Origin of the sequence: Sabulicella rubraurantiaca (assembly GCF_017355885.1) — a bacterium.
GTDB lineage: Bacteria > Pseudomonadota > Alphaproteobacteria > Acetobacterales > Acetobacteraceae > Roseococcus > Roseococcus rubraurantiacus.
Window position 1 is genome coordinate 1 of sequence record NZ_JAFEUU010000009.1, and the last position, 20,762, is coordinate 20,762.

Here is a 20,762-nt window from a genome sequence, read left to right on the forward strand (position 1 = left end):
TGCGCGGGCGTCTGCGCGGGGCGACGCCCCTGCGCCTGACCCGGCTGCGCCGGGCGCTGCGGGGTGGCCGGGCGCGCAGCGCCGGTCGTGGGGCGCGGCTGGGCGGCTGCGGCGGGGCGATTCTGCTGCGCAGGCGCGGGGGCGGCCTGGCGCGGCGCCGATGGCGCTGCGGCACCGGATGCGCGTGGCGGCGGCAAGGTGCCCGACTGACCGAGGCTTGACTGCGCCCAGGCAGCCCCACCCAAGCCGAGGGCAAAGAGGGTGATCAGGAGGAGGCTGGGCATCCCTGCCTTGGTGCCGCGTCGGAGCGCCCCGGGTCAAGCCTGCGTCAGAAGGTAAGGAACTGTCCCACGCCATTCGCCGCAAGAAACGTGACGAGTCCCGCCACCTCCACTCCTTCGGCGAGGGGCGCCCCGTCCAGCCCTTCCAGCCGCAGCCCCGCCTCGCAGGCGATCATGCGGATGCCCAATTCGCGCGCCGCCTCCAGCAGCGCGGCGACGCCCGCCACCCCAGCTGCTTCCGCTGCCGCCTCGCGCGCCTCGCCGGCCAGGGGCGCGTCGCGCAGGAGCAGGCGGCAGCCGGCATTGGTGGCGAAGAGCGTGACGGGCCGCCCGAGCGCGGCGGCGGCGGTGGCGGCCATCAGCGCGAAATGCGCCCGCTCATGCCCGCCCGAGATCAGCAACACGCCCAGCGGCTGTGTCACGGCGCGGCGCAGACCATGGCAGGGGCGGCGCGATGCGCCGAAAGGTCGCGGATCGTCGCGCCGGGGCCGCAGAGCGGGCAGGCCGGGTCGCGTCGCAGCCGGACGTCGCGGAAGCGCATGTCCAGCGCATCCCACAGGAGCAGCCGCCCGGCCATGCCCTCCCCGACGCCGAGGAGGAGCTTCAGCACTTCCGTCGCCTGCAGCGTGCCCATGACGCCGACCACAGCGCCCAGCACCCCTGCCTCGGAGCAACTCGGCACCAGGCCCTCGGGCGGCATCTCGGGATGGAGGCAGCGATGGCAAGGGAAGGGCGCGCCCTCATGCCCGCGGAACACGGAAAGCTGTCCCTCGAAGCGCAGCACCGCCGCGCTGACCAGCGACCTACCCAGCAGGTGGCACGCATCGCCGAGCAGGAAGCGCGTGGGGAAATTGTCTGTCCCGTCGCAGATCACGTCGTAGCGGGGGATGAGTTCCTCCGCCGCCTCGGCATCCAGACGGCGCGGGTGCAGCTCCAGCGTCACGTCCGGGTTGATGGCGCGAACCGCCTCCGCCGCGCTGTCCACCTTGCGCTGGCCGACCCGCGAAGTCGCATGCGCCACCTGACGCTGGAGGTTCGACAGCTCCAGCACGTCATGGTCCAGGAGGCCGATCGTCCCCACCCCCGCGGCGGCGAGGTAGAGCACCAGTGGGGAGCCGAGCCCGCCCGCGCCGACCACCAGGACCCGCGCCGCACGCAGTTTCGCTTGGCCGATGGCCCCAACCTCCCGCAGGAGGATGTGGCGGGAATAGCGCTGCAATTCGCTGTCGGTGAAGTCGAGCTCCATGGGCGCCATATGGGGCCGCGCGGCCGGGCTTGACCAGGGCGGAAGGGCATGGCCGCCTTCCGCCATGCGCGTGCCCACCCAGAACCCGCCCCCTGGCATCATCGGACAGAACCGCTCGATGCTGACCCCGCATTACTGCGTCTTCCCGCCGGAGGGGATCATGGATTCCTTCCTGCCGGACTGGCCGGGCTGCACGATCCGCTGGCAATGCTCGCCGGAGATGGGAGCGCGCTTCGCCCAGGCGATGGTGATCCTGCCGCCCGGCTGCGGCACGACGATCGAGGATGGGCTCGAGCATTTCCTCTACGTCACGGCGGGTGCGCTGGAAGTCGAGGCCGGCGGCAAGCGCGAGACGCTGCCGGTGGGCGGCTACCTCTACGTCCCGGCCGGGACCGGCTTCGCGGCGCGCAGCGCGGGCGGGGCGGAGGCGCGGGCGCTCTGGGTGAAGCGCCCCTACCGGCCCGCCAAGGGCGTGCCCGCCCCCGGCGTGATCCTGGGCCACCGCGACACCGCCCCGCGCGAGGAGAACGGACCGCGCTGGCGCGTGCTGCTGCTGGGCACGCGGGAACTGTCCATGGATTTCGAGATGAACATCATGGGCTACAGCCCCGGTGCGCATTTCTGGTGCGTCGAGACGCACATCATGGAGCACGGCATGGTGGTGCTGCAGGGCCAGTGCCTGCAGATGCTGGGCCGCGACTGGCACGAGCTGTGGGAGGGCGACTTCGTCTGGATGGGGCCGTATGTCCCGCAGCAGATCTACGCCACTGGCGCCGGGAGTTGCGAGTACCTGCTATACAAGGACGTGAACCGGGACGTGACGTTCTGAATTTCCCGCGCGGACACTGACCCTGTGTCGGTGCTCCCGGAGTCCTAAAGAAAACTCACCGGGTCCACGTCCACCTGGATCCGCACGTTCCCAGGCACCTCCACCTTGTTCAGCCAGTCGCGCAGGATGGCCTGCACCGACATGCCGCGCTCCGCCTTCAGCAGCAGCCGGTGCCGGTGCCGCCCGCGCAGCAGAGACAGCGGCGCCGGGGCCGGACCCAGCACCTGGAGCCCGTCGCCCGACGGGGCGGCGAGGCCCAAATCGCGCGCTGCGCGCTCCGCCGCACGCGCCTCCTCGCTGGAGACGATCAGCGCGGCGAGGCGCCCGAAGGGTGGCCAGTGGCCAGGGCGGCGCTGCTCGCTCTCCGCAGCCAGGAAGCCTTCGAAATCGTCGCGCAGCAGCGCCGCCATGACCGGGTGGTCGGGGCTGAAGGTTTGCAGCAGCACGCGCCCTGGCGCCTCCGCGCGCCCCGCGCGCCCGGCCACTTGGTGCAGCAGCTGCATGGTGCGCTCCCCGGCGCGCAGGTCGCCGCCCGCGAGGCCGAGATCGGCATCCACCACGCCGACCAGCGTCAGATGCGGGAAGTGCCAGCCCTTGGCGACGATCTGGGTGCCGATGATCAGGTCCACCTCGCGCTCCTCGATGCGGCGCGCAGCCTCCGTGGCGGCGGCGGGGCCAGGGATGGTGTCGCTCGCCATCACCAGCTTGCGCGCCTCGGGGAACAAATCGGCCACCTCCTCCTGGATGCGCTCCACGCCGGGACCGATGGGGACGAGGCTGTGCTCCGCACCGCATTCCACGCATTCGGGCCGCACCGGCTCGACATGGCCGCAATGGTGGCAGGCGAGGCGGCGCTGCGCCCGGTGCTCCACCAGCCAGGCGGTGCAGTTCGGGCATTGCATGCGGTGGCCGCAGGCGCGGCACAGCGTCAGCGGGGCATAGCCGCGGCGGTTCAGGAACAGCATCGCCTGCTCACCGCGCTCCAGCGTCTCGTGGATGGCGGCGGTGAGCGGCGGGGAAAGGAAGCGCCCGCGCTCCGGCGGGGTGGCGCGCAGGTCGATGGCGCGGATCTCGGGCAGGGCGGCGCCGCCATGGCGTGTCGGAAGCTGCACGCGGGCGTAGCGCCCGGCCTCCGCATTGGTCACGCTTTCCAGCGAGGGCGTGGCGCTGACCAGCACGCAGGCGGCCTCGTTCAGCCGCGCGCGCACCACCGCCATGTCGCGCGCGTGGTAGGTGACGCCGTCCTCCTGCTTGAACGCCGTCTCGTGCTCCTCATCCACGACGATGAGGCCGAGATCGGGGAAGGGCAGGAACAGGGCAGAGCGCGCTCCGACCAGCACCGGCGCCTCGCCCTCCGCCACGGCGCGCCACGTCACGCGCCTTGTGCGCGACGACAACTCGGAATGCCACAGCGCCGGCGGCGCGCCAAAGCGCCGCTCGAAGCGCGACAGCCATTGGGTGGAAAGCGCGATCTCCGGCAGCAGCACCAGCGCCTGCCGCCCCTCCCGCAGCGTCTCCGCGATGGCGTCCAGATACACCTCCGTCTTGCCGGAGCCGGTGACGCCCTGCAGCAGCGTCACCTCGAAGCGCCGCCGCGCGGCGGAATCGCGCAGGAAGCGCGCCGCCTCCGCCTGCGCCTCGCTCAGCACGGGGCTGTCCGCCTCGGGGTCCGGGCGGGGGAAGGCAGCGGCGCGGGGCAGCAGGGCCGGGGCAATCAGCCCGGCATTGGCCATGCCGCGGATCACGCCGGGCAGCACCCCGGCCTCCCGCGCGAGGTCGCCGCCGGTCATCACCGCGTCGCCCAGCGTGGCCAGGGCGCGGCTCCGCTCGGCGGTCAGGCGCACCCCCTCGGGCAGCGGGTGGACGGCGCGCCAGCCTCCGGTCGCCTGCGGCTCGTCCAGGGCGGAGGGGCTGCTCATCGCCATGCGGAGCACGGCGCCAGGGGGCGTCAGCGTGTAGGCCGCCACCCATTCCACGAAGCGGCGCAGCGATTCCGTCATGGGCGGGACGGGCTTCACGGCGATTACGTCCCGCAGCCGCGACTCCGCGATGGGGTCCGGGTTCTCTGGCGGGTCCCAGACCACGCCCAGCGCGGTCCGCCCGCCCAGCGGCACCTCGACGAAGGAGCCCGGCTCCGCCGCCACGTCGGGCGGCAGGCGGTAGTCATAGGCCCCCTCCAGCGGCAGGGGCAGCAGCACGGGAACGCGGCGCGAGGCGACCGGGCGCGGACGGCCGGAAGTGGGCTCCCCCGCCTCCAGCGCCAGCGTGTCCTGTGCCGATCGTGCCTTCCGGTCCGGTGCCGCCATGGGCTATCTGCTCCGCCGGGGCCGCCCCGGTCCTTTCTTTGGTGGAAAACGCCGCACAGCTTGGGAATCATGCAGCGATGAAGTTCTTTGTGGACAGCGCCGACGTGGCGGAGATCAAGTCCCTCGCCGGCACCGGGCTGATGGATGGCGTGACGACCAATCCCTCCCTCATCGCCAAGTCCGGCCGCAAGATCAGCGAGGTGATCGCCGAGATCTGCGCCCTCACCGAAGGCCCCGTTTCCGCCGAGGTCACTGCCACCGACCTCGATACCATGCTGCGCGAGGGCCGCTACCTGCGTGACATCGCGAAGAACGTCGCGGTCAAGGTCCCGCTGACCGAGGCGGGGCTGCGCGCCTGCAAGGCCCTGTCCGACGAGGGCACGAAGGTCAACGTCACCCTCTGCTTCTCCGCGCCGCAGGCGCTGCTGGCCGCCAAGGCCGGTGCGGCCTTCATCTCTCCCTTCATCGGCCGGCTGGACGACATCGGCGAGGACGGCATCCAGCTCATCCGGGACGTGGTGACGATCTACCGCAACTACAACTTCGGGACGGAGGTGCTGGCCGCCTCCATCCGCCACCCGGTCCACGTGCTGCAATGCGCGAAGATCGGCGCGCATGTCGCCACCATGCCGCCCGCCGTAATCAAGGCGCTGGTCAAGCACCCGCTGACCGATCGCGGGCTTGATCAGTTCACCGCGGACTGGGCCAAGACGGGGCAGAGCATCCTTTGACGCCGGAGAGCGTCGAGGCCTGGCTGCGCGCGAACCCGGATTTCCTCGCGCGTCGTCCTGCCCTCTACGGGGCGCTCCAGCCGCCGCGGCGGTGGCATGGTCCGGTGCTCGCCGACCACATGGAAGCGATGATCGAGCAGTCGCGCCGGGAAACCGCGCAGGTGCTCGAGGCCGGACGCGCCCGGCAATCCCTCGGCGCACGGGTGGGGGAGGCGGTGCTGGCCCTGCTGCGCGCCTCCGACGCCCTCGAATGCGCGGCGGAGGAATGGCCCGCCCTCCTCGCCCTCGAATCCGTGCGCGTCCTGGCCGAAGCGCCGCCGCGCCGCCACCTTGCCGCGCTGCGCCCCGGAGAGGCCGCCCGCCTGCTGCCCGAGGCCCGCCCGGTGATCCGCCCCGCGACGGGCTGCCCCACGCTGCATGGCGAGGCTGCGCCCGTCGTGGTGCGCGAGGCGCTGATTCCCGCCGGGCCGGGGTGCCTGCTCGTGCTCGGCGCGCGGGAGGCGGTGCTGCTGCCCGCCCATCCGCAGCCCCTTTCCTTCCTGGGCCGCGCCCTGGCGGCGCGGCTCCCCGCGTGACGGGCGCCGAGGCCCGCAATGCCTTCCTGCTCTGGCTGGAGCGGGAGCGGCGGGCCAGCCCGCACACGCTGGAGGCCTATGGCCGCGACGTAGCGGATTTCCTCGGCTTCCTTTCGAACCACCTGGGAGGCGAGCCGGATCTGGTGGCCCTTGCCGACCTGACGCCGGGCGACCTGCGCGCCTTCCTGGCGGCGCGGGCCGCGGCGGGGGCGGGGAATGCCACGCGCGCACGGCAGCTCGCCGCGATCCGCGCCTTCCTGCGCTTCCTCGCCAAGCATCACGGCCTGCCGCCCCTGCCGCTGGCCGGTATGCGCGGCCCGAAGCGCGTCCCGCCCATTCCGCGCGCCCTGACGCCGGGGGATGCGAAGGAGATCGCAGACTCCATCGGCGTCGCCCATTCCGCCCCCGGCGCGGAATCCCCCGCCTTCCAGACCGCACGCGACACGGCGCTGCTGACGCTGCTCTATGGTTGCGGCCTCCGCATCTCCGAGGCGCTGTCGCTCGACCTGCGCGACGCGCCGCTGCCGGGTGGCGAGGTGGCGCTGCGTATCACCGGCAAGGGCGGCAAGCAGCGCGTCGTGCCGGTGCTGCCGGCGGTGCGCCAGGCCGTCGCCGCCTACATGAAGCAGCGTGGCTCTGGCGCGCCGGATGAGCCGCTCTTCCTCGGAACGCGCGGCAGGCGGCTGGACCCCGCCGTGGCGCAGAAGGCGATGCGCGACGCGCGGCGCCTTCTGGGCCTGCCCGAGCACGCCACGCCCCACGCGCTGCGCCATTCCTTCGCGACACATCTGCTGGCAGGCGGCGCCGATCTGCGTGCCATCCAAGAATTGCTAGGCCACGCCAGCCTGTCCACCACGCAGCGCTATACGGCGGTGGACGCGGAAGGGCTTCTGGCGACATGGCGCCTCGCGCATCCGCGCGCCGACTGAATCAGCCGGGTGGCTTGTCCACCAGGATGCGGAGCAGCTGCACGCGCTCGGGCAGCTCGAGCAGGAACTCAGCGTCGCGCGGCAGGTGGTGGATGCGCGTCGGATCGCCGCCGGTGAAACGCGCCATGGCCTGCACATCCTCCCAGAAGGAGATGGTGACGAACTCGGTCTCCGTCTCGCGGTCCTCGCGGAGAAGCTGCACGCCCAGCGCCTTCTCCTCCAGCGGGCGGATGCCCACCTCGCGCAGATAGGGCTCGTAGGCATCGGCGCGGTCCCGCGCGGTGCGCCCACGCCAGATGCGCGCGATCGTCGCGCGTCCGGTCACGGCGCGGCGATCCGCACCGTGCGCCCGCTTCGCGCCGCCTCGTAGATCGCCTCCATCGCCAGCATGTCGTGCAGCCCTTCCCCGCCGGGGGTGCGCGGATCGCGCCCCTCGCGCACGCATTCTGCCATGTGGTCGAGTTCTGCTGCGAACTGGATGTTCATCGGCAGCTGCAGTTCCGTTTCCTGCTCGCCCTCGCGCGAGATCCATAGCCGGCGCAGATCGTAATCCGTCGCGGGGTCGAGGTGCAGCGCCGCCCTGCGGCGCGGCAAGGGCAAGGAAGGGATGGGCTGCGGCATCGTGCGCTCCTAGGGCAATGGGGAGCGGAACGCCTTGCGGCGGCAGCGGTCCGCCCTCCTATTCCGGGACGGGCTTGCCGCGCAGCGCCTTGGTGGCGCCGCGCTTCGCCTTGCTGTCCATGCGGCGGATCTGCGAGCCGCGCGTCGGCTTGGTGGGGCGGCGCTTGGGTGGCGGCGGCTTGCTTGCCTCCGCCAGCAACTCCGTCAGCCGCTCCATCGCCTCCTCGCGGTTGCGCTCGCGGGTGCGGTGGGCCTGGGCGGTGATGACGATTACACCCTCCTTGGTCATGCGCCGACCCGCGAGGGTGCGGAGGCGCAGCCAGACCCGTTCGGAGAAGCCGGCCTCCGCCGCGCGGAAGCGAAGCTGGACGGCCGTCTCCAGCTTGTTGACGTTCTGCCCGCCCGGGCCGGAGGCGCGCAGGAAGTCCTCCTCGATCAGGGCGGGGTCGGGCGTCACTCGCGCGCGATGCCCAGCTCGCGCAGCAGCGCCTGGTTGGTGCGCGCCTCGGACAGGAAGCGGTCGCGCAGCGCGTTGCCGGGCAGGAAGGAGGGTACGCCGTTCAGACGCTCGGCGGCGGCGCGATAGCCGTCGGAGCGCACGGCGCGCTCGCAGGCTCGTTCGATCGTCTCGGCGATGTTGTCCGGCAGCCCGGCGGGGGCGAGGAGGCCGCCATAGGTGGTACCCGCCATCGGGTAGCCCAGCTCGCCCGTGCTTGGCACGTCGGGCAGGGAGGGCATGCGTCGCTCGCCCAGCACGGCGATGACCGGCAGGCCGGTGGCGGCGGGGATCGCCGCGCTCTCGATGAACATCTGGATCTGCCCGGCCAGCGCCGCCTGCGCGATCGGCCCCGCGCCTGCGAAGGGCACGTTCATCCCAGACACCCCCGCCGCGCGCAGCAACTGCGCGGTGAGGATGTGCTGCGTGCTGCCCACGCCGGGGATGCCATAGACCAGCGCCTCGCGCCCCGTGCGCGCATGGGCGATCATGCCGGCGAAGTCGCGGAAGGGCGCGTTGCGCGCTAGGATCACCACCTGCGGGTTATCGTAGACGAGGCAAAGGAAGCGGAAGCTTTCCGGGTTGTAGGCCGCGTTCTGCAGGAAGGGCTGCGTGGTGATCGCGTTGTTGGGCGAGATGCCGATCGTGTAGCCATCGGGCCGCGCGCGGGCGATCTCCGCATTGCCGATGGCGCCTGCCGCGCCGCCGCGATTCACCGCCACCACCGGCTGGCCCAGTTCGCGCGTCAGCTCGGCCTGGATGGCGCGGGCCATCAGGTCGGTGTTGCCGCCGGGCGGGAAGGGAATGATGAGCTGGACGGGGCGGCTCGGATACGCCTCCTGCGCCAGGGCCGGGCCGGCAATCATCATGGCGAGCATCAGCGCGAAGCGGCGCATGGCATTGTCCTCCCTCAATGTTGCGCGAAGCCTAGCCCGCCGACTCCGGCGGAAGCAAAGCCCCCGCGGGCATCTCGTCCTTCAGCGCGACGCCGGTGGCGCCCAGCGCCCGCGCCCCGCGCAGCAGCCAGTGCAGCCTCGCCGCCGCCTCGGCGTGGGACAGTCCGCCGGGGCGGATGTTGCTGATGCAGTTGCGCTCCGCATCCGTGCGGCCCGGGCGCGGCGCCCAGGTGAGGTAGAGCCCGACACTGTCCTGTGCAGAGAGCCCCGGGCGTTCGCCGATCATCACCACCACCGCCTCGGCGCCCATGGCCGCGCCGATCGCGTCGCCCAGCGCCACACGGGCCTGCAGCGCGACCACGACGGGCCATTCGGTGCCGAAGGCGCGCAGCAGCGAAGCAGCCTGGGCCTGCACCCCGGCGGCGCAGAGACCGTCCGCCACCACGACCACGACGCCGCCCGCTTGCGGCAGCCTCGTCGCATCCTCCGCTCGCAACCGCCGGCCGAGGTCCGGGCGCAGCAGGTATTCGCGCCGGTCCCGCGCCTCGCTCCGCACCACAGGGGCGGCGAAGCCCAGCGTTTCGGGATCCAGCGCCGACCACACCGCGTCGCGCGCCGCGGCGTGCGCCTCCTGGAAATCCAGCCAGGCCCCGGTGGGCAGCGCGTCGCCCGCGCGGCCCAGCCCGACGCGCGCCGCGGTGAAGCGGCGAAGCTGCGCCGGCAGCATCAGGACAATCCGATCAGCGCGGGGGAAAGGGCGCTGGGGATGCGCGCCCCTTCGCCGATGCCCATGCGCTCCAGCCAGGCGGCGAATTCCGGCGCCGGGCGACGGTTCAAGAGGCGCCGCACAGTCAGCGCATCGTGAAACGAGGTGGATTGGTAGGCCAGCATCACGTCATCCGCCCCCGGCACGCCCATGACGTAGTTCACCCCTGCGAGACCGAGGCACATCAGCAACGCGTCCATGTCGTCCGCGTCGGCCTCGGCATGGTTGGTGTGGCAGATATCCACCCCCATCGGCAGGCCCAGCAGCTTGCCGCAGACATGGTCCTCCAGCCCGGCGCGGAGGATCTGCTTACCGTCGAACAGATATTCCGGGCCGATGAAGCCGACGACGCTGTTGACCAGCAGCGGGTCGAAGCGCCGCGCTACGGCATAGGCGCGCGCTTCCACCGTCTGCTGGTCCACCCCGTGATGCGCCTCGGCGGAGAGGGCGCTGCCCTGGCCGGTCTCGAAATACATCACGTTGCTGCCCACCGTGCCGCGCCGGAGGGCCAGCGCCGCCTCCCGCACCTCCTCCAGCAGGGCCAGGGAAACGCCGAAGCTTTCATTGGTGCGCTGCGTGCCGCCGATGCTTTGGAAGACGAGGTCCACGGGCGCGCCGCGCTCGATGGCGATGAGCGAGGTGGAGACGTGGCACAGCACGCAGCCCTGGGTGGGGATGCTGAACCGCGTCCGCACCTCCTCCAGCAGATCAAGCAGGCGCAGCACGGATTCGACATTGTCGGTGGCGGGGTTGATCCCGATGCAGGCATCCCCCGCGCCGAGCAGCAGCCCGTCCAGGATGGCAGCGGCGATGCCGCGCGGGTCATCCGTCGGGTGGTTGGGCTGCAGCCGCACCGACAGCGTGCCGGCCGTGCCCAGCGTGTTGTGCAGCCGCGTCTCCACCCGGCATTTCGCGGCGACGGAGATCAGGTCCGCGTTGCGCATGATCTTGGACACGGAAGCCGCCATCTCGGGCGTGACGCCCCGGCGGATCGCGGCAAGCTCGGCAGGCGCGGCGGCGAGCAGCCAGTCGCGGAACCCACCCACCGTCAGCGCCGCGACGGGAGCGAAGGCCGCTTCGTCGTGATCCTCCAGGATGAGGCGCGACACGTCATCCTCCTCCGGCGGGATGACGGGTTCAGTCAGGATGCGACGCAGCTCCACATCGGCCAGGGCGCGCTGGGCGGCCACGCGCTCCTCGGCGGAGGCGGCCGCGATCCCGGCCAGCGCATCGCCGGAGCGGAAGGGGCTGGCGCGCGCCAGCAGGGTCCGCAGATCGGGGAAAACGTGGCTGGTGCCACGGATCGCATGCCGGAACGCCATGACCCCGCCTTGCCAGATTCCGCGACCGGGCGGAAACTCTTTCGCGAGCAAGGGAACGTCCGATGGAATCTGCCCCGGCGGCGACGGCCGACTGGCCCGACCGAATCTATGACCTGTTGAAGCGCTATGACATCCGGCAAGTGGCGCTGGTGCCCGATGCGGGCCATGCGCGGCTGATCCGCCGCTGCCTCGCCGACAACGACCTGCGCGTCGTGACCTGCACGACGGAGGAGGAAGGCGTGGCGCTGATGCAGGGCGCCTGGCTGGGCGGGCAGCGCTCGATCCTGCTGATGCAGTCCTCGGGCGTCGGCAATTGCATCAACATGCTGTCGCTCGGCACCATCCATCGCTGCCCGATGCCCATGCTGGTGACGATGCGCGGCGATTTCGGCGAGTTCAACCCGGCGCAGATCCCCATGGGCCAGGCCACCCAGGCGACGCTGGAGGCGATGGGCACCATCGTCCACCGCGCCGACACCGAGGCCGACCTGCTGCCGACCATCGAGGCGACGCTGAAGCTCGCCTTCAACACGTTCCGCCCGACCGCGACGCTGATCGGCCAGCGCCTGCTCGGCGCCAAGACCTTCGGGAAGGACTGAGGGATGCTCGACCGACGCGAACTCTGCGCCGCCGTGCTGAAGGACCGCGGCGACCTGCTGGTGGTGGCCGGGCTCGGCGCCTCGGCCTGGGACATCACCGCCATCGGCGACACGCCGGCGAATTTCCCGCTCTGGGGCGGAATGGGCGGCGCGGTGATGATCGGCCTCGGCCTGGCCCTGGCGCAGCCGGACAAGCCGGTGCTGGTGATCACCGGCGATGGCGAAATGCTGATGGGCGTGGGCGCGCTGGCCACGATCGCGCACCAGGCGCCACGCAACCTCAGCATCCTCGTGCAGGACAATGAGCATTACAGCGAGACGGGCGGCCAGCAGACCGCAACGCGCCACGGCACCGACCTCGTCGTGATGGCGGAGGGTGCGGGCATCAAGCGGACCCAGCGCATCGCTTCGCTGGAGGACGCGGCCAAGTTCCGCGATGTGGTCCATGCGAAGGGGGGTCCGATCTTCGCCCTCGCCAAGATCGAGGCCAAGAACCTCCCCCTCGTCCTGCCGCCGCGCGAGGGCGCCATCCTCCAGGCCCGGATGCGCGAGCATCTCCTCGGCCCCTCCGCCCATCTCGCCTAAGGAAGAACCAGCCCATGCCCCATGTCGCGCTTCTGCGCTCCCTGCATCCCGACGCCGAGGCTCGGCTGCGCGCCGAGCCCGGCTTCACGGTCGAGGTGGTGCAGAACCCGGTGGGCGACGAGCTTCGCGACGCGATGACGCGCGCCGAGGCGGTGATCGTCCGCGCCACGCCGATCAATGCGGAATTCCTGGGCTTCTCGCCCAAGCTCTCCATCGTGGCGCGCCACGGCGTCGGCTATGACGCGGTGGACGTGCCGGAGCTGACGAAGCGCGGCATCCCGCTGACCGTCACGGCAGATGCCAACGCGCTCTCGGTGGCGGAGCATGCGCTGATGCTCATGCTCACCATCGCGAAGCAGGTGAAGTCCTTCGACGAGAACACCCGCGCCTTCAAGTGGAGCACGACCGACGCGCCGACTGCCTATGATTTGTCGGGCATGACGGTGCTGGTGGTGGGCTTCGGCCGCATCGGCGGGCGCGTGGCGCGGCTGTGCCACGCCTTCGGCATGGACGTGCTGGTCTGCGACCCCAACGTGCCGATGAACACGGTGAAGGGTGCGGGCTTCCGCTACGCCAAGACGCTGGAGGACGGGCTGGCCGAGGCCGACTGGGTCACCATGCACTGCCCCTCCAACGCCGAGAATCGCGGCATGGTGAATGCCGAGTTCCTCAAGACCATGAAGCGCGGCGCGCGCCTCATCAACACCGCACGCGGCACGCTGGTGCAGGAGGAGGCGCTGGCCGCGGCGCTGAAGTCCGGCCACGTCGCCGCCGCTGGTCTGGACGTGTTCTGGGAGGAGCCGGTGGTGAAGACCAACCCGCTGCTCGGCGCGCCCAACGTGGTGATGACGCCGCACAGCGCCGCCGGCACGGTGCAGGGCATGCGCCGCATGGGCCTCTCCGCCGTGTCCTCCATCATCGGCCATTTCAAGGGCGAGGTGGATCCTGACATGGTGATCAACAAGGAAGTGCTACGGCTCAACCGATGAACCCGCTCCCCGCCCTGGCCGAGCACGCCGCCTCCTGGCGGCGGGCGCCCCTGCCGCCGGAGGTCACGCATGCGGCGCGGCGGGCATTGGTGGACTGGTTCGCCGCGCTGCTGCCCGGCTGCCGCTTGCCGCCGGCGACGCTGATGGCGAAGGCGCTGGCGTCAGGGCGGGGGCCGGGACGGGCCTTTTCCTATGTCGATGGGACGCGCTGCGCGCTGCGCCACGCCGCGCTGCTCAACGGCACGGCGAGCCACATCGTCGAGTTCGACGACATCTGGCGCTGGGGCGTCTATCACCCCGGCTGCCCGACCGTCGCGGCGGCGCTGGCGGCGGCGCAGGAGCATGAGCGGGACATGGACGCGCTGCTGCGTGCCATCACCGCTGGCTACGAGGTGTCGTGCCGCATCGCCTATGCGGTGCAGCCCTCGCACTATGATTTCTGGCACACCACCGGCACGGTCGGCACCTTCGGCGCCGCCGCCGCCGTGGCGGTGATCCTGGATTGCGACGCGGAGCAGACGGCGCATGCCATCGCGACCGCCGCCACCATGGCGGGCGGGTTGCAGCAGGCCTTCCGTGGCGACGGCATGTCGAAGCCGCTGCACCCTGGCCATGCAGCGGAGGCCGGGGCGCTGGCCGCCATGGCGGCGAAGGAAGGGATGACCGGCGCGCTGGACGTGCTGCACGGCCCTGCCGGCTTCGCCGCCGCCACCTCGGCCGATACGGGGCAGTGGGACAAGGCCATCGCCTCCATTAGCAAGCCGCTGGCGGTGACGGAGATGACGGTGAAGAACCATGGCTGCTGCGGCCACATCTTCGCTGCGCTGGATGCCGTGCGCGACCTCCAGCGCGAGGCGGGCTTCAAGGCCGATGACGTCGAATCCGTCCATGTCGGCGGCTATGCCGCGACCAAGAATGTCTGCGACCGTCCCCATGCGGCGACGGAGCAGGAGGCGCGTTTCTCCACCCAGTTCACCGTCGCCACCATGCTGCTGCATGGCGGAGTGCGCCTCGCGGCTTTCGGGCCGGAGCGGCTGACGGACCCGGCGATCCGCGCCTTGATGCCGCGCGTCTCGGTCAGCCTGGATGGGGAGTGCGAGGCGGCCTTCCCGGGCCAGCGCTCCGCCAAGGTGACGATCGCGCTGAAGGACGGGCGCAGCCTGTTCCGCCATCAGCCCACGCGGCGTGGCGACCCGGATGCGCCGCTCTCCGATGCCGAGCTGGACGAGAAGTTCATGGAACTCTCCGGCCCCATCCTCGGCCCCGCGCGGGCACGCGACTTCCTGCGCGGGCTGCGCGAAGGCTCGGCTCTGCCCGGCGAGGCCGCGCTGAGCTGAGTTCCGCGCGAAACCTTCCGGTAAGGCGCCGCTGCAAGAATGCGCGCCTCACCGGAGGCACGCGGATGCAAAGCTGGCTTGGCCACATCTCCATCACACTCAAGGCGCTGCTGGCGCTCGGCCTCATGGCCGTGGCCGGGCTGGCAGGCGGGCTCTACGCCACTACGCGCCTCGCGCAGGTGGACACCGCCCACTCGACGGTGATGAACCGGGAGGCGCGGGGCGCGCTGATGCTGTCCCGCGCCAACATCGCCCTGCTGGATGATGGCCGCCTCCTCGCCCGCGTCATCGCCGAGGCGGACGAGGCGACGCGCCGCCGCCTGGCCCAGGCGCGGGCGGAGGCATGGACGCGGCAGGCGGAGGCCCTCGCCGAGGCGCAGCGCCTCCTCCCCAGCGAAGCGGCGGAACTGCGCACCATCACGGCGCGTCTGGCCCCCCTGGCCGAGGTGACGCGCGAGATCGAGCGCCTAGCCCTGACGGGCGATGCGGCCGGAGCTTTGCGTCTGCTGAACGAGCGGCGCAGCGCCCCCTATGAGGAACTCCGCCGTGCGGTGCGGGACGAGGTGGCGAAGCTGGAGGGGATCATGACGCGCGCCTCCGCCGAGGCCAGCGCCATGGCCGAGGCAGCGTGGAGCCGCGCCGTGCTGATCGTGGGAATCGGCGCGCTGCTGTCGCTCGGCGTCGCGCTGTGGCTGATGAGCCGCCATGTCTCGCGGCCCATCGGGGCGCTGATCGCCCGGATGCAGGCCCTGACCACCGGAGACCGGGACGGCGCCGTGCCGGGACATGGGCGGCGCGACGAGGTGGGCCGCATCGCCGCGGCGGTGGAGGGTTTCCGCCTCGCCGCCATCGAGCAGGACCGCCTGCTGAAGGAGCTGGACAAGGAGGCCGAGAACCGTGCCCGCGCCGCGCGCGTCGCCGCGCTGATCTCCCGCTTCGAGGGCGAGGCGGCCGAGGCGCTGCGCGTCGTCGCCTCCGCCTCCACCGAATTGGACGCCACGGCGGCGGCGATGCAGGACACCGCGCGCACCGGCACCGAGCGCGCCGTTTCCCTCGCCGCCTCGGCTGAGCAGGCCAGCGCCAATGTGCAGACCGTCGCAGTCTCCGCCGAGGAGATGGCGACCTCCATCGCAGAGGTGGCGCGGCAGGTGGCGGAAGGGGCGCGCATCGCCTCCCAGGCGGCGGAGGATGCGCGGGCCACCGACCAGGCGGTTTCCGCCTTGGCGCAGGGGGCGCAGCAGATCAGCGAGGTGGTGCGGCTGATCGGCGACATCGCCGGGCAGACCAACCTCCTCGCCCTCAACGCCACCATCGAGGCGGCGCGGGCCGGGGAAGAGGGCAAGGGCTTCGCGGTGGTGGCAAGCGAGGTGAAGGCGCTGGCCGCGCAGACCGCCAAGGCGACGGAGGAGATCGCGAGCCAGATCGGCGGCATCCAGGGTGACACGGGGCGCGCGGTGGAGGCGATCCGCGGCATTGCCCGCACCATCGAGGCGATGGACGGCACCATGACACAGGTCGCCGCCGCGACGGAGGAGCAGGCCGCCGCAACGCGGGAGATCGGCCGCGCCGTGGCCGAGGCCGCGACCGGCACGCGCGACGTCAGCCGCTATGCGGGCGACATGACGGAAGGGGCGCACCAGACCGGTGCCGCCGCGACCCAACTCCGCGCTGCGGCGGGCGAGCTGTCGCAGCGCGCCGAGGGGCTGCGCGGCGAGGTGGAAGGGTTCCTGTCCGGCATCAAGGCGGCGTGAGGGGGCTGGAGCGGGCGATGGGAATCGAACCCACGACATTCAGCTTGGGAAGCTGACGTTCTACCTCTGAACTACGCCCGCGCTCCGTCCCCAGACATACCGGGGACGGGGGCGGGCGGCAAGCCGTCAGGCGGCCCGCGCCAGCTGCGCCCGCGGGTCCCGCCGCGCCAGACGGTCCAGCAGGAACTCCACCTCCGCCCGCGCGGCGGCGGAAAGCGCGGAGGCCGGGCGGCGCTGCGCGTCACTGGCGATGACGCCGCGCCGCATCAGCACGTATTTCCGCACTGCCAGCCCCACGCCGGGCTGCAGCTCGTAGCGGATCATGGGCAGGTGGGCGTCGAAGAGGTCGTGCGCCGCCTCGCGCTCGCCCTTGGCGGAAAGGTGGACGAGGTCCACCAGCATGTCGGGGAAGGCGTAGCCGGTCATGGCGCCGTCCGCGCCGCGCTCCATCTCGAAATCCAGGAACACGCCGCCATTGCCGCAGAGGATGGAAAGCGGCCGAAGCGTGCCCTCCTTCTGGAAGCCGCGCAGGGCGCTGATCTTCTCCAGCCCCGGCCAGTCCTCGTGCTTCAGCATGACGCAGGAGGGGCACTCGGCGACGATGCGGCGGATCAGCGCGGGCGGCATCTGCACCTGGAAGAGCTGCGGGTAGTCCTGCAGCACCCAGGGCACGTCCTCGCCGATCGCCTCCACGGCCTGTCGGAAATAGGTCAGTACCGCATCGTCGTTCCGCAGATGGCTCGGCGGCGCGATCATCACCCCGGCGGCGCCCGCATCCATCGCGCCGCGCGCCAGGGCGCGCATAGCGGCGAAGCCGGGGGCCGAGACACCGACCACCACCGGCGCCTTGCCGGCACGGCGGGCGATGCGCGCGGCGAAGCCCAGCGCCTCCGCCCCGTCCAGCTTCGGCGCCTCGCCCATCACGCCGAGCACGGTGAGCCCGTCGCAGCCGGCCTCCAGGAAGAAGTCGGTCATCCGGTCGGCCGAGGCATCGTCCAGGCGGCCATCCGGGTGGAAGGGAGTGGGGGCGATCACGAAGACGCCCCGGGCGGATTCATCGAGCTTCATGGCGCGGCCCCGGAGGTTGGTGGCGGGCCGACGCTACCGTCCGCCCCGGCGCCATGGTAGCGCCGGAACGGCAAAGCGCGAGGGGGCCGAGATGGACAGCGACACGCAGCCGGAGGTGACGGTGGCCGATCTGGACGCGGCGGCGGCGCGGCTGCGCGGCGTTGCGCACCGGACCCCGGTCATGCGCTCCGGCCAGCTGAATCAGCGCAGCGGCGCCCGGGTCTTCCTGAAATGCGAGAACTTCCAGCGCATGGGCGCCTTCAAGTTCCGCGGCGCCTTCAACGCCCTGGCGCAGATCCCGGAGGCACGGCGGCGCGCCGGGGTGCTCGCCTTCTCCTCCGGCAACCATGCCCAGGCGGTGGCGCTCTCGGCGCGGCTGCACGGCGCGCCCGCGCTGATCCTGATGCCGCACGACGCCCCGCCCGCGAAAGTAGAAGCCACGAAGGGCTACGGGGCGGAGGTGCGCGTCTATGACCGCTTCAGCACCGACCGCGAGGCTCTCGCGGCGGAGATCGCGGCGGAGCGCGGCATGGAGATCATCCCGCCCTTCGACGATGCCCGCATCATCGCCGGTGCCGGCACGGCGGCGGCCGAGCTGCTGGAGGAGATGCCGGCTCCCGCCGTGGTGCTCGCCACGCTGGGCGGGGGCGGGCTGCTCTCCGGCACCGCCATCGCTGCCAAGGCGCGCCATCCCGCCTGCCGCGTGATCGGGGTGGAGCCGGCGGAGGGGGATGACGGGCTGCGCTCGCTGCGCGCCGGGGAGATCATCCGCATCCCGCCGCCGCGCGGCCTCGCGGAAGGGGCGCTGGCAACCCATGTCGGCGCGCTGAACTTCCGGGTGATGCGGCGCCTGGTGGATGACGTCGTGACGGTGACCGACGAGGAGATCGTCGTGGCGATGCGCTTCCTGGCCAGCCGGATGAAGCTGGTGGTGGAGCCGACCGGCGCCCTGCCGGTCGCGGCGCTGCTCGCGGGGAAGGTGGACGTGGCGGGCAGCACGGTGGGCGCCATCATCAGCGGCGGCAACGTGGACCTCGACCGCTTCGCCCGGCTTATCGCCGGGTAGGACTCAGTTGCCCGCTTGGCTGATCGCCCCACGGGCGGCGATCAACGCCTCCACCCGCTCGGCCAGATGCGGGCCGCTCACTGGCTTACGGATGAGGGAGAAGGCGCCGCTGATCGCGCCCCCCACCGCCAGCGCCGCCCCGTCCCCGGCATAGCCGGTGAGGAGGATGGCGGGCAGGCCGGGCCGCCGCGCCTGCGCCTCATGGATCAGGGCAAGGCCGCTGGCGCCCGGCATGGACAGGTCGGTCACCAGCACGTCCACCGCTTCGCCCGCCTCCATCAGGGACAGGGCCTGGGCGGCGTCCGCGGCGCAGGCGGTCTGGAACCCCGCCGCCTCCAGCTGCGCGGACATGGTCAGCCGCACCACGTCGTTGTCGTCCACCAGCAGGACGCGACGCCCCGGGCGGGCATGGCTCGGGGCCACCGCTTCCGGCTGCGTCGAGGAAACGGGGGAGGGGATGTCCGCCTCCGGCAGCCACAGCGTCACCGTCGTGCCATGGCCGGGCGCGCTTTCCACCGCCATGGCGCCGCCCGACTGCTCGGCGAAGCCGCGCGCCATGGACAGACCCAGCCCGGTGCCGCGCCCTTCCGGCTTGGTGGTGAAGAAGGGCTCGGACACGCGCGCCAGCGTCGCGGCATCCATGCCCGTGCCGGTGTCGGAGACGGCGATGCGGACATAGCCGCCGGGCGCAAGACCGAGCGGATGCGGCGTGTCTCGCGTCACGGCTTCCCACGTCGCCTTGAAGCGCAGCGTCCCGCCTTCCGGCATGGCGTCGCGCGCATTGGTGGCGAGGTTGACCAGCACGGTCTCCAGCTGGCCCTTGTCGGCCAGCAGCGCGGGCAGGTCGGATGGTGCCTCCGCGAGGCAGCGCACGCCGTCCCCCAACGTATGGGTCAGCACCTCGCATAGCCCTGCGAGCAGGCTGCCCGCATCCACGGGCTCTGCCCGCAACTCGTCGCGCCGGGCGAAGGAGAGGAGGCGGCGCGTGACCGTGACACCGCGCCCCGTGGCCTCCAGCACCATGCGTGCCAAGCGCCGCACCCCGTCCGGGTCGTCCGGGCGGCGCTCGATCAGCGACGCGCCGCCCTGCACGGCCTGGAGGACATTGTTGAAGTCGTGCGCGATACCGCCCGCCAGCTGGCCCAGCGCCTGCATCCGCTCGGCATGGGCGGCGCGGCGCTGCGCCGCCTCGCGCGCCGCCACCTCCTCGCGCACCCGGGCCTCCAGCCCCGCATTCAGCCGGCGCAGCTCGTCGCGGGTGCGGGCCTCGATGGCGTGGCGCACGCGCTCCTCGCCGGTCCGGCGCGCCTCCTCCTCCCGCGCGCGGACGGTGGAAGCGGCCTCGGCCAGGGCGGCCGCCACGCGGTCCACCTCGGCGACGCCCGCCGGCACCCGCACCATCTGCCCGCGCCCCGCCGCCTCGGCCGCCCGGGCCAGGGCATGGACGCGTCGCCCCAGCTGGCGGCCCGTCAGGAGAGCCGCCAGCAGTGCCAGCAGCAGCGCCGCCGCGCCCAGCGCGGCAAGGCGCCGGAGCGAATCCCCGGCCTGCTCGTGCAGCGCCGCCTCGGGCGCGGCGACGGTGACGGTCCAGGGCGCGACCTGGAGGCGCCGGGCCACGGCGATCACCCGCTCCCCAGTGACGCGCTGGGTCGCTGTCAGCAGCACCTCGCCCGGGGCGGCGGTGCCGGCGAAATCCGCCAGGGCGCGCGGCGCCGGGGCGGCGGTGCGGTCGCCCTGCGGGGTGGAGCTATGGGCGACGAAGCGGCCATTGGCGCCGATCAGCCCGGCGAGGGTCCCGGAGGGCAGCGCCTCCTCGATCAGGGTCTCGAAGCTGTGGGTGCGGATGGCGGCCACCAGCGCCCAGCCCGGCGCGGCGGGCAGCGGCACCGCGACGGAGACCAGCGGCGCCTGCACCAGGTGGCCGATGAATGGGTCCGAGATGGAGGTTCGGCCCATCGCCGCCTCGGCGATGCGCGCGGCGGGCGAGGCGATGGGCAGGGTCTCGCCGGGCGGGGTCAGGGTGTTGAGTGCGAAGCGCCCATCCGGCCCGGCCAGGAGAATATTGTTCCAGCGCGGATTGCGCGCCAGCATCGCCTCCAGGCGGGGGCGCAGCGCCTCGGGCGAAGCAGTCTCCGTCGGCGCGATGGCGAGGGCGGCGCTTTCCAGGGCGCGGACGGTCCCGGCGATTTCCCGGTCCACCGTGGCGCCGAGGGCCTGGGCCTGATGCGACAGCGTTTCCAGCGCGGCGCGGCGCGCTTCCTCGCCCTCGCGCCACAGCAGGGCGGTGGAAAGGCCCAGCACGGGCAGCAGCGCCCCGGCCACCAGCAGCACGAGATGGGTGCGGAACTTCATCCCGGCCATGATGGCCT

At 72.3% G+C, this 20,762-nt stretch carries 21 protein-coding genes, 1 tRNA gene and 1 pseudogene; 10 read left to right on the plus strand and 13 right to left on the minus strand.

The genetic code is table 11. The annotated features are described in order from the left end of the window. From JTJ31_RS15815 to JTJ31_RS15825, 3 genes and pseudogenes are all read right to left on the minus strand, one after another. Positions 1 to 284: pseudogene (locus tag JTJ31_RS15815) on the minus strand (hypothetical protein); the annotation flags it as partial. A gap of 44 nt (positions 285 to 328) precedes the next feature. Then, positions 329 to 703: a DsrE family protein gene (locus tag JTJ31_RS15820; RefSeq protein WP_207539695.1), complete on the minus strand. Its 375-nt coding sequence runs from the start codon at positions 701 to 703 to the stop codon at positions 329 to 331. Continuing rightward, the gene (locus JTJ31_RS15825; protein WP_236020308.1) at positions 700 to 1,536 is read right to left on the minus strand and encodes a HesA/MoeB/ThiF family protein; all 837 of its coding nucleotides are present in this window, start codon (positions 1,534 to 1,536) and stop codon (positions 700 to 702) included. Before JTJ31_RS15825 ends, JTJ31_RS15820 begins: the two co-directional genes overlap by 4 nt. A gap of 55 nt (positions 1,537 to 1,591) precedes the next feature. On the opposite strand from JTJ31_RS15825, the gene allE reads away from it, so the two are divergent. Next, positions 1,592 to 2,356: a (S)-ureidoglycine aminohydrolase gene (gene allE, locus JTJ31_RS15830; protein ID WP_207539696.1), complete on the plus strand. Its 765-nt coding sequence runs from the start codon at positions 1,592 to 1,594 to the stop codon at positions 2,354 to 2,356. A 44-nt stretch (positions 2,357 to 2,400) separates the two neighbouring features. Here the strand turns inward: allE and JTJ31_RS15835 are convergent, their stop codons facing one another. After that, entirely contained in the window at positions 2,401 to 4,662 is a 2,262-nt protein-coding gene (locus JTJ31_RS15835; protein ID WP_207539697.1) for a primosomal protein N', read from the minus strand. A gap of 77 nt (positions 4,663 to 4,739) precedes the next feature. On the opposite strand from JTJ31_RS15835, the gene fsa reads away from it, so the two are divergent. From fsa to JTJ31_RS15845, 3 genes are read left to right on the plus strand one after another with little or no spacing between them, the layout of a single operon-like run. Then, complete coding sequence (gene fsa / locus JTJ31_RS15840; protein WP_207539698.1) at positions 4,740 to 5,393, plus strand: fructose-6-phosphate aldolase; 654 nt, start codon at positions 4,740 to 4,742, stop codon at positions 5,391 to 5,393. Then, a complete protein-coding gene (locus JTJ31_RS24700) occupies positions 5,390 to 5,968 on the plus strand; it encodes a GAF domain-containing protein (protein ID WP_236020310.1) in 579 nt (192 codons plus the stop codon). The genes fsa and JTJ31_RS24700 overlap by 4 nt, the downstream gene beginning before the upstream one ends. After that, positions 5,965 to 6,897, plus strand: coding sequence for a tyrosine recombinase XerC (locus tag JTJ31_RS15845; RefSeq protein ID WP_328805757.1), 933 nt, complete (start codon positions 5,965 to 5,967; stop codon positions 6,895 to 6,897). Before JTJ31_RS24700 ends, JTJ31_RS15845 begins: the two co-directional genes overlap by 4 nt. A 1-nt stretch (position 6,898) precedes the next feature. On the opposite strand, the gene JTJ31_RS15850 is transcribed toward JTJ31_RS15845, so the two are convergent. Genes JTJ31_RS15850 through JTJ31_RS15875 form a run of 6 tightly spaced genes read right to left on the minus strand, consistent with a single transcriptional unit; the run spans position 6,899 to position 10,998 of the window. Further along, the gene (locus JTJ31_RS15850) at positions 6,899 to 7,222 is read right to left on the minus strand and encodes an antibiotic biosynthesis monooxygenase family protein (protein ID WP_207539700.1); all 324 of its coding nucleotides are present in this window, start codon (positions 7,220 to 7,222) and stop codon (positions 6,899 to 6,901) included. Then, the gene (locus tag JTJ31_RS15855; protein WP_207539701.1) at positions 7,219 to 7,518 is read right to left on the minus strand and encodes a Gfo/Idh/MocA family oxidoreductase; all 300 of its coding nucleotides are present in this window, start codon (positions 7,516 to 7,518) and stop codon (positions 7,219 to 7,221) included. The genes JTJ31_RS15850 and JTJ31_RS15855 overlap by 4 nt, the downstream gene beginning before the upstream one ends. Positions 7,519 to 7,576: 58 nt before the next feature. Then, positions 7,577 to 7,975 (minus strand): alternative ribosome rescue aminoacyl-tRNA hydrolase ArfB, encoded by a 399-nt coding sequence (gene arfB, locus JTJ31_RS15860; RefSeq protein WP_207539702.1) that lies wholly within the window; start codon positions 7,973 to 7,975, stop codon positions 7,577 to 7,579. Further along, entirely contained in the window at positions 7,972 to 8,910 is a 939-nt protein-coding gene (locus tag JTJ31_RS15865) for a Bug family tripartite tricarboxylate transporter substrate binding protein (protein WP_207539703.1), read from the minus strand. The genes arfB and JTJ31_RS15865 overlap by 4 nt, the downstream gene beginning before the upstream one ends. Before the next feature lie 31 nt (positions 8,911 to 8,941). After that, a complete protein-coding gene (gene eutC, locus JTJ31_RS15870) occupies positions 8,942 to 9,637 on the minus strand; it encodes an ethanolamine ammonia-lyase subunit EutC (protein WP_207539704.1) in 696 nt (231 codons plus the stop codon). Then, positions 9,637 to 10,998 carry an ethanolamine ammonia-lyase subunit EutB gene (locus JTJ31_RS15875; RefSeq protein ID WP_207539705.1) on the minus strand — a complete coding sequence of 454 codons (1,362 nt, stop codon included), beginning with the start codon at positions 10,996 to 10,998 and terminating at the stop codon, positions 9,637 to 9,639. The genes eutC and JTJ31_RS15875 overlap by 1 nt, the downstream gene beginning before the upstream one ends. A 62-nt stretch (positions 10,999 to 11,060) precedes the next feature. On the opposite strand from JTJ31_RS15875, the gene JTJ31_RS15880 reads away from it, so the two are divergent. From JTJ31_RS15880 to JTJ31_RS15900, 5 genes are all read left to right on the plus strand, one after another. Next, a complete protein-coding gene (locus JTJ31_RS15880) occupies positions 11,061 to 11,597 on the plus strand; it encodes a phosphonopyruvate decarboxylase (protein WP_207539706.1) in 537 nt (178 codons plus the stop codon). A gap of 3 nt (positions 11,598 to 11,600) precedes the next feature. After that, positions 11,601 to 12,182, plus strand: a complete 582-nt coding sequence (locus tag JTJ31_RS15885) for a thiamine pyrophosphate-dependent enzyme (protein ID WP_207539707.1) — start codon at positions 11,601 to 11,603, stop codon at positions 12,180 to 12,182. 14 nt (positions 12,183 to 12,196) lie between these two features. Next, the gene (locus JTJ31_RS15890; RefSeq protein WP_207539708.1) at positions 12,197 to 13,171 is read left to right on the plus strand and encodes a hydroxyacid dehydrogenase; all 975 of its coding nucleotides are present in this window, start codon (positions 12,197 to 12,199) and stop codon (positions 13,169 to 13,171) included. Beyond that, on the plus strand, positions 13,168 to 14,508 hold the full coding sequence (locus tag JTJ31_RS15895) for an MmgE/PrpD family protein (protein WP_207539709.1): 1,341 nt from the start codon (positions 13,168 to 13,170) through the stop codon (positions 14,506 to 14,508). Before JTJ31_RS15890 ends, JTJ31_RS15895 begins: the two co-directional genes overlap by 4 nt. 65 nt (positions 14,509 to 14,573) lie before the next feature. Further along, entirely contained in the window at positions 14,574 to 16,259 is a 1,686-nt protein-coding gene (locus JTJ31_RS15900; RefSeq protein WP_207539710.1) for a methyl-accepting chemotaxis protein, read from the plus strand. A gap of 6 nt (positions 16,260 to 16,265) precedes the next feature. On the opposite strand, the gene JTJ31_RS15905 is transcribed toward JTJ31_RS15900, so the two are convergent. Both JTJ31_RS15905 and JTJ31_RS15910 read right to left on the minus strand, forming a co-directional pair. Further along, positions 16,266 to 16,340 (minus strand) — tRNA-Gly (locus JTJ31_RS15905). Positions 16,341 to 16,385: 45 nt separating this feature from the next. Further along, positions 16,386 to 17,327 (minus strand): dihydrodipicolinate synthase family protein, encoded by a 942-nt coding sequence (locus JTJ31_RS15910; RefSeq protein ID WP_207539711.1) that lies wholly within the window; start codon positions 17,325 to 17,327, stop codon positions 16,386 to 16,388. Positions 17,328 to 17,418: 91 nt separating this feature from the next. Here JTJ31_RS15910 and JTJ31_RS15915 point away from each other — a divergent pair, with 91 nt between their 5' ends. After that, the gene (locus JTJ31_RS15915) at positions 17,419 to 18,393 is read left to right on the plus strand and encodes a threo-3-hydroxy-L-aspartate ammonia-lyase (protein WP_207539712.1); all 975 of its coding nucleotides are present in this window, start codon (positions 17,419 to 17,421) and stop codon (positions 18,391 to 18,393) included. Between the two features lie 3 nt (positions 18,394 to 18,396). Here JTJ31_RS15915 and JTJ31_RS15920 read toward each other — a convergent pair whose 3' ends face one another. Then, the gene (locus JTJ31_RS15920) at positions 18,397 to 20,754 is read right to left on the minus strand and encodes a hybrid sensor histidine kinase/response regulator (protein WP_207539713.1); all 2,358 of its coding nucleotides are present in this window, start codon (positions 20,752 to 20,754) and stop codon (positions 18,397 to 18,399) included. Between the last annotated feature and the right edge of the window lie 8 nt (positions 20,755 to 20,762).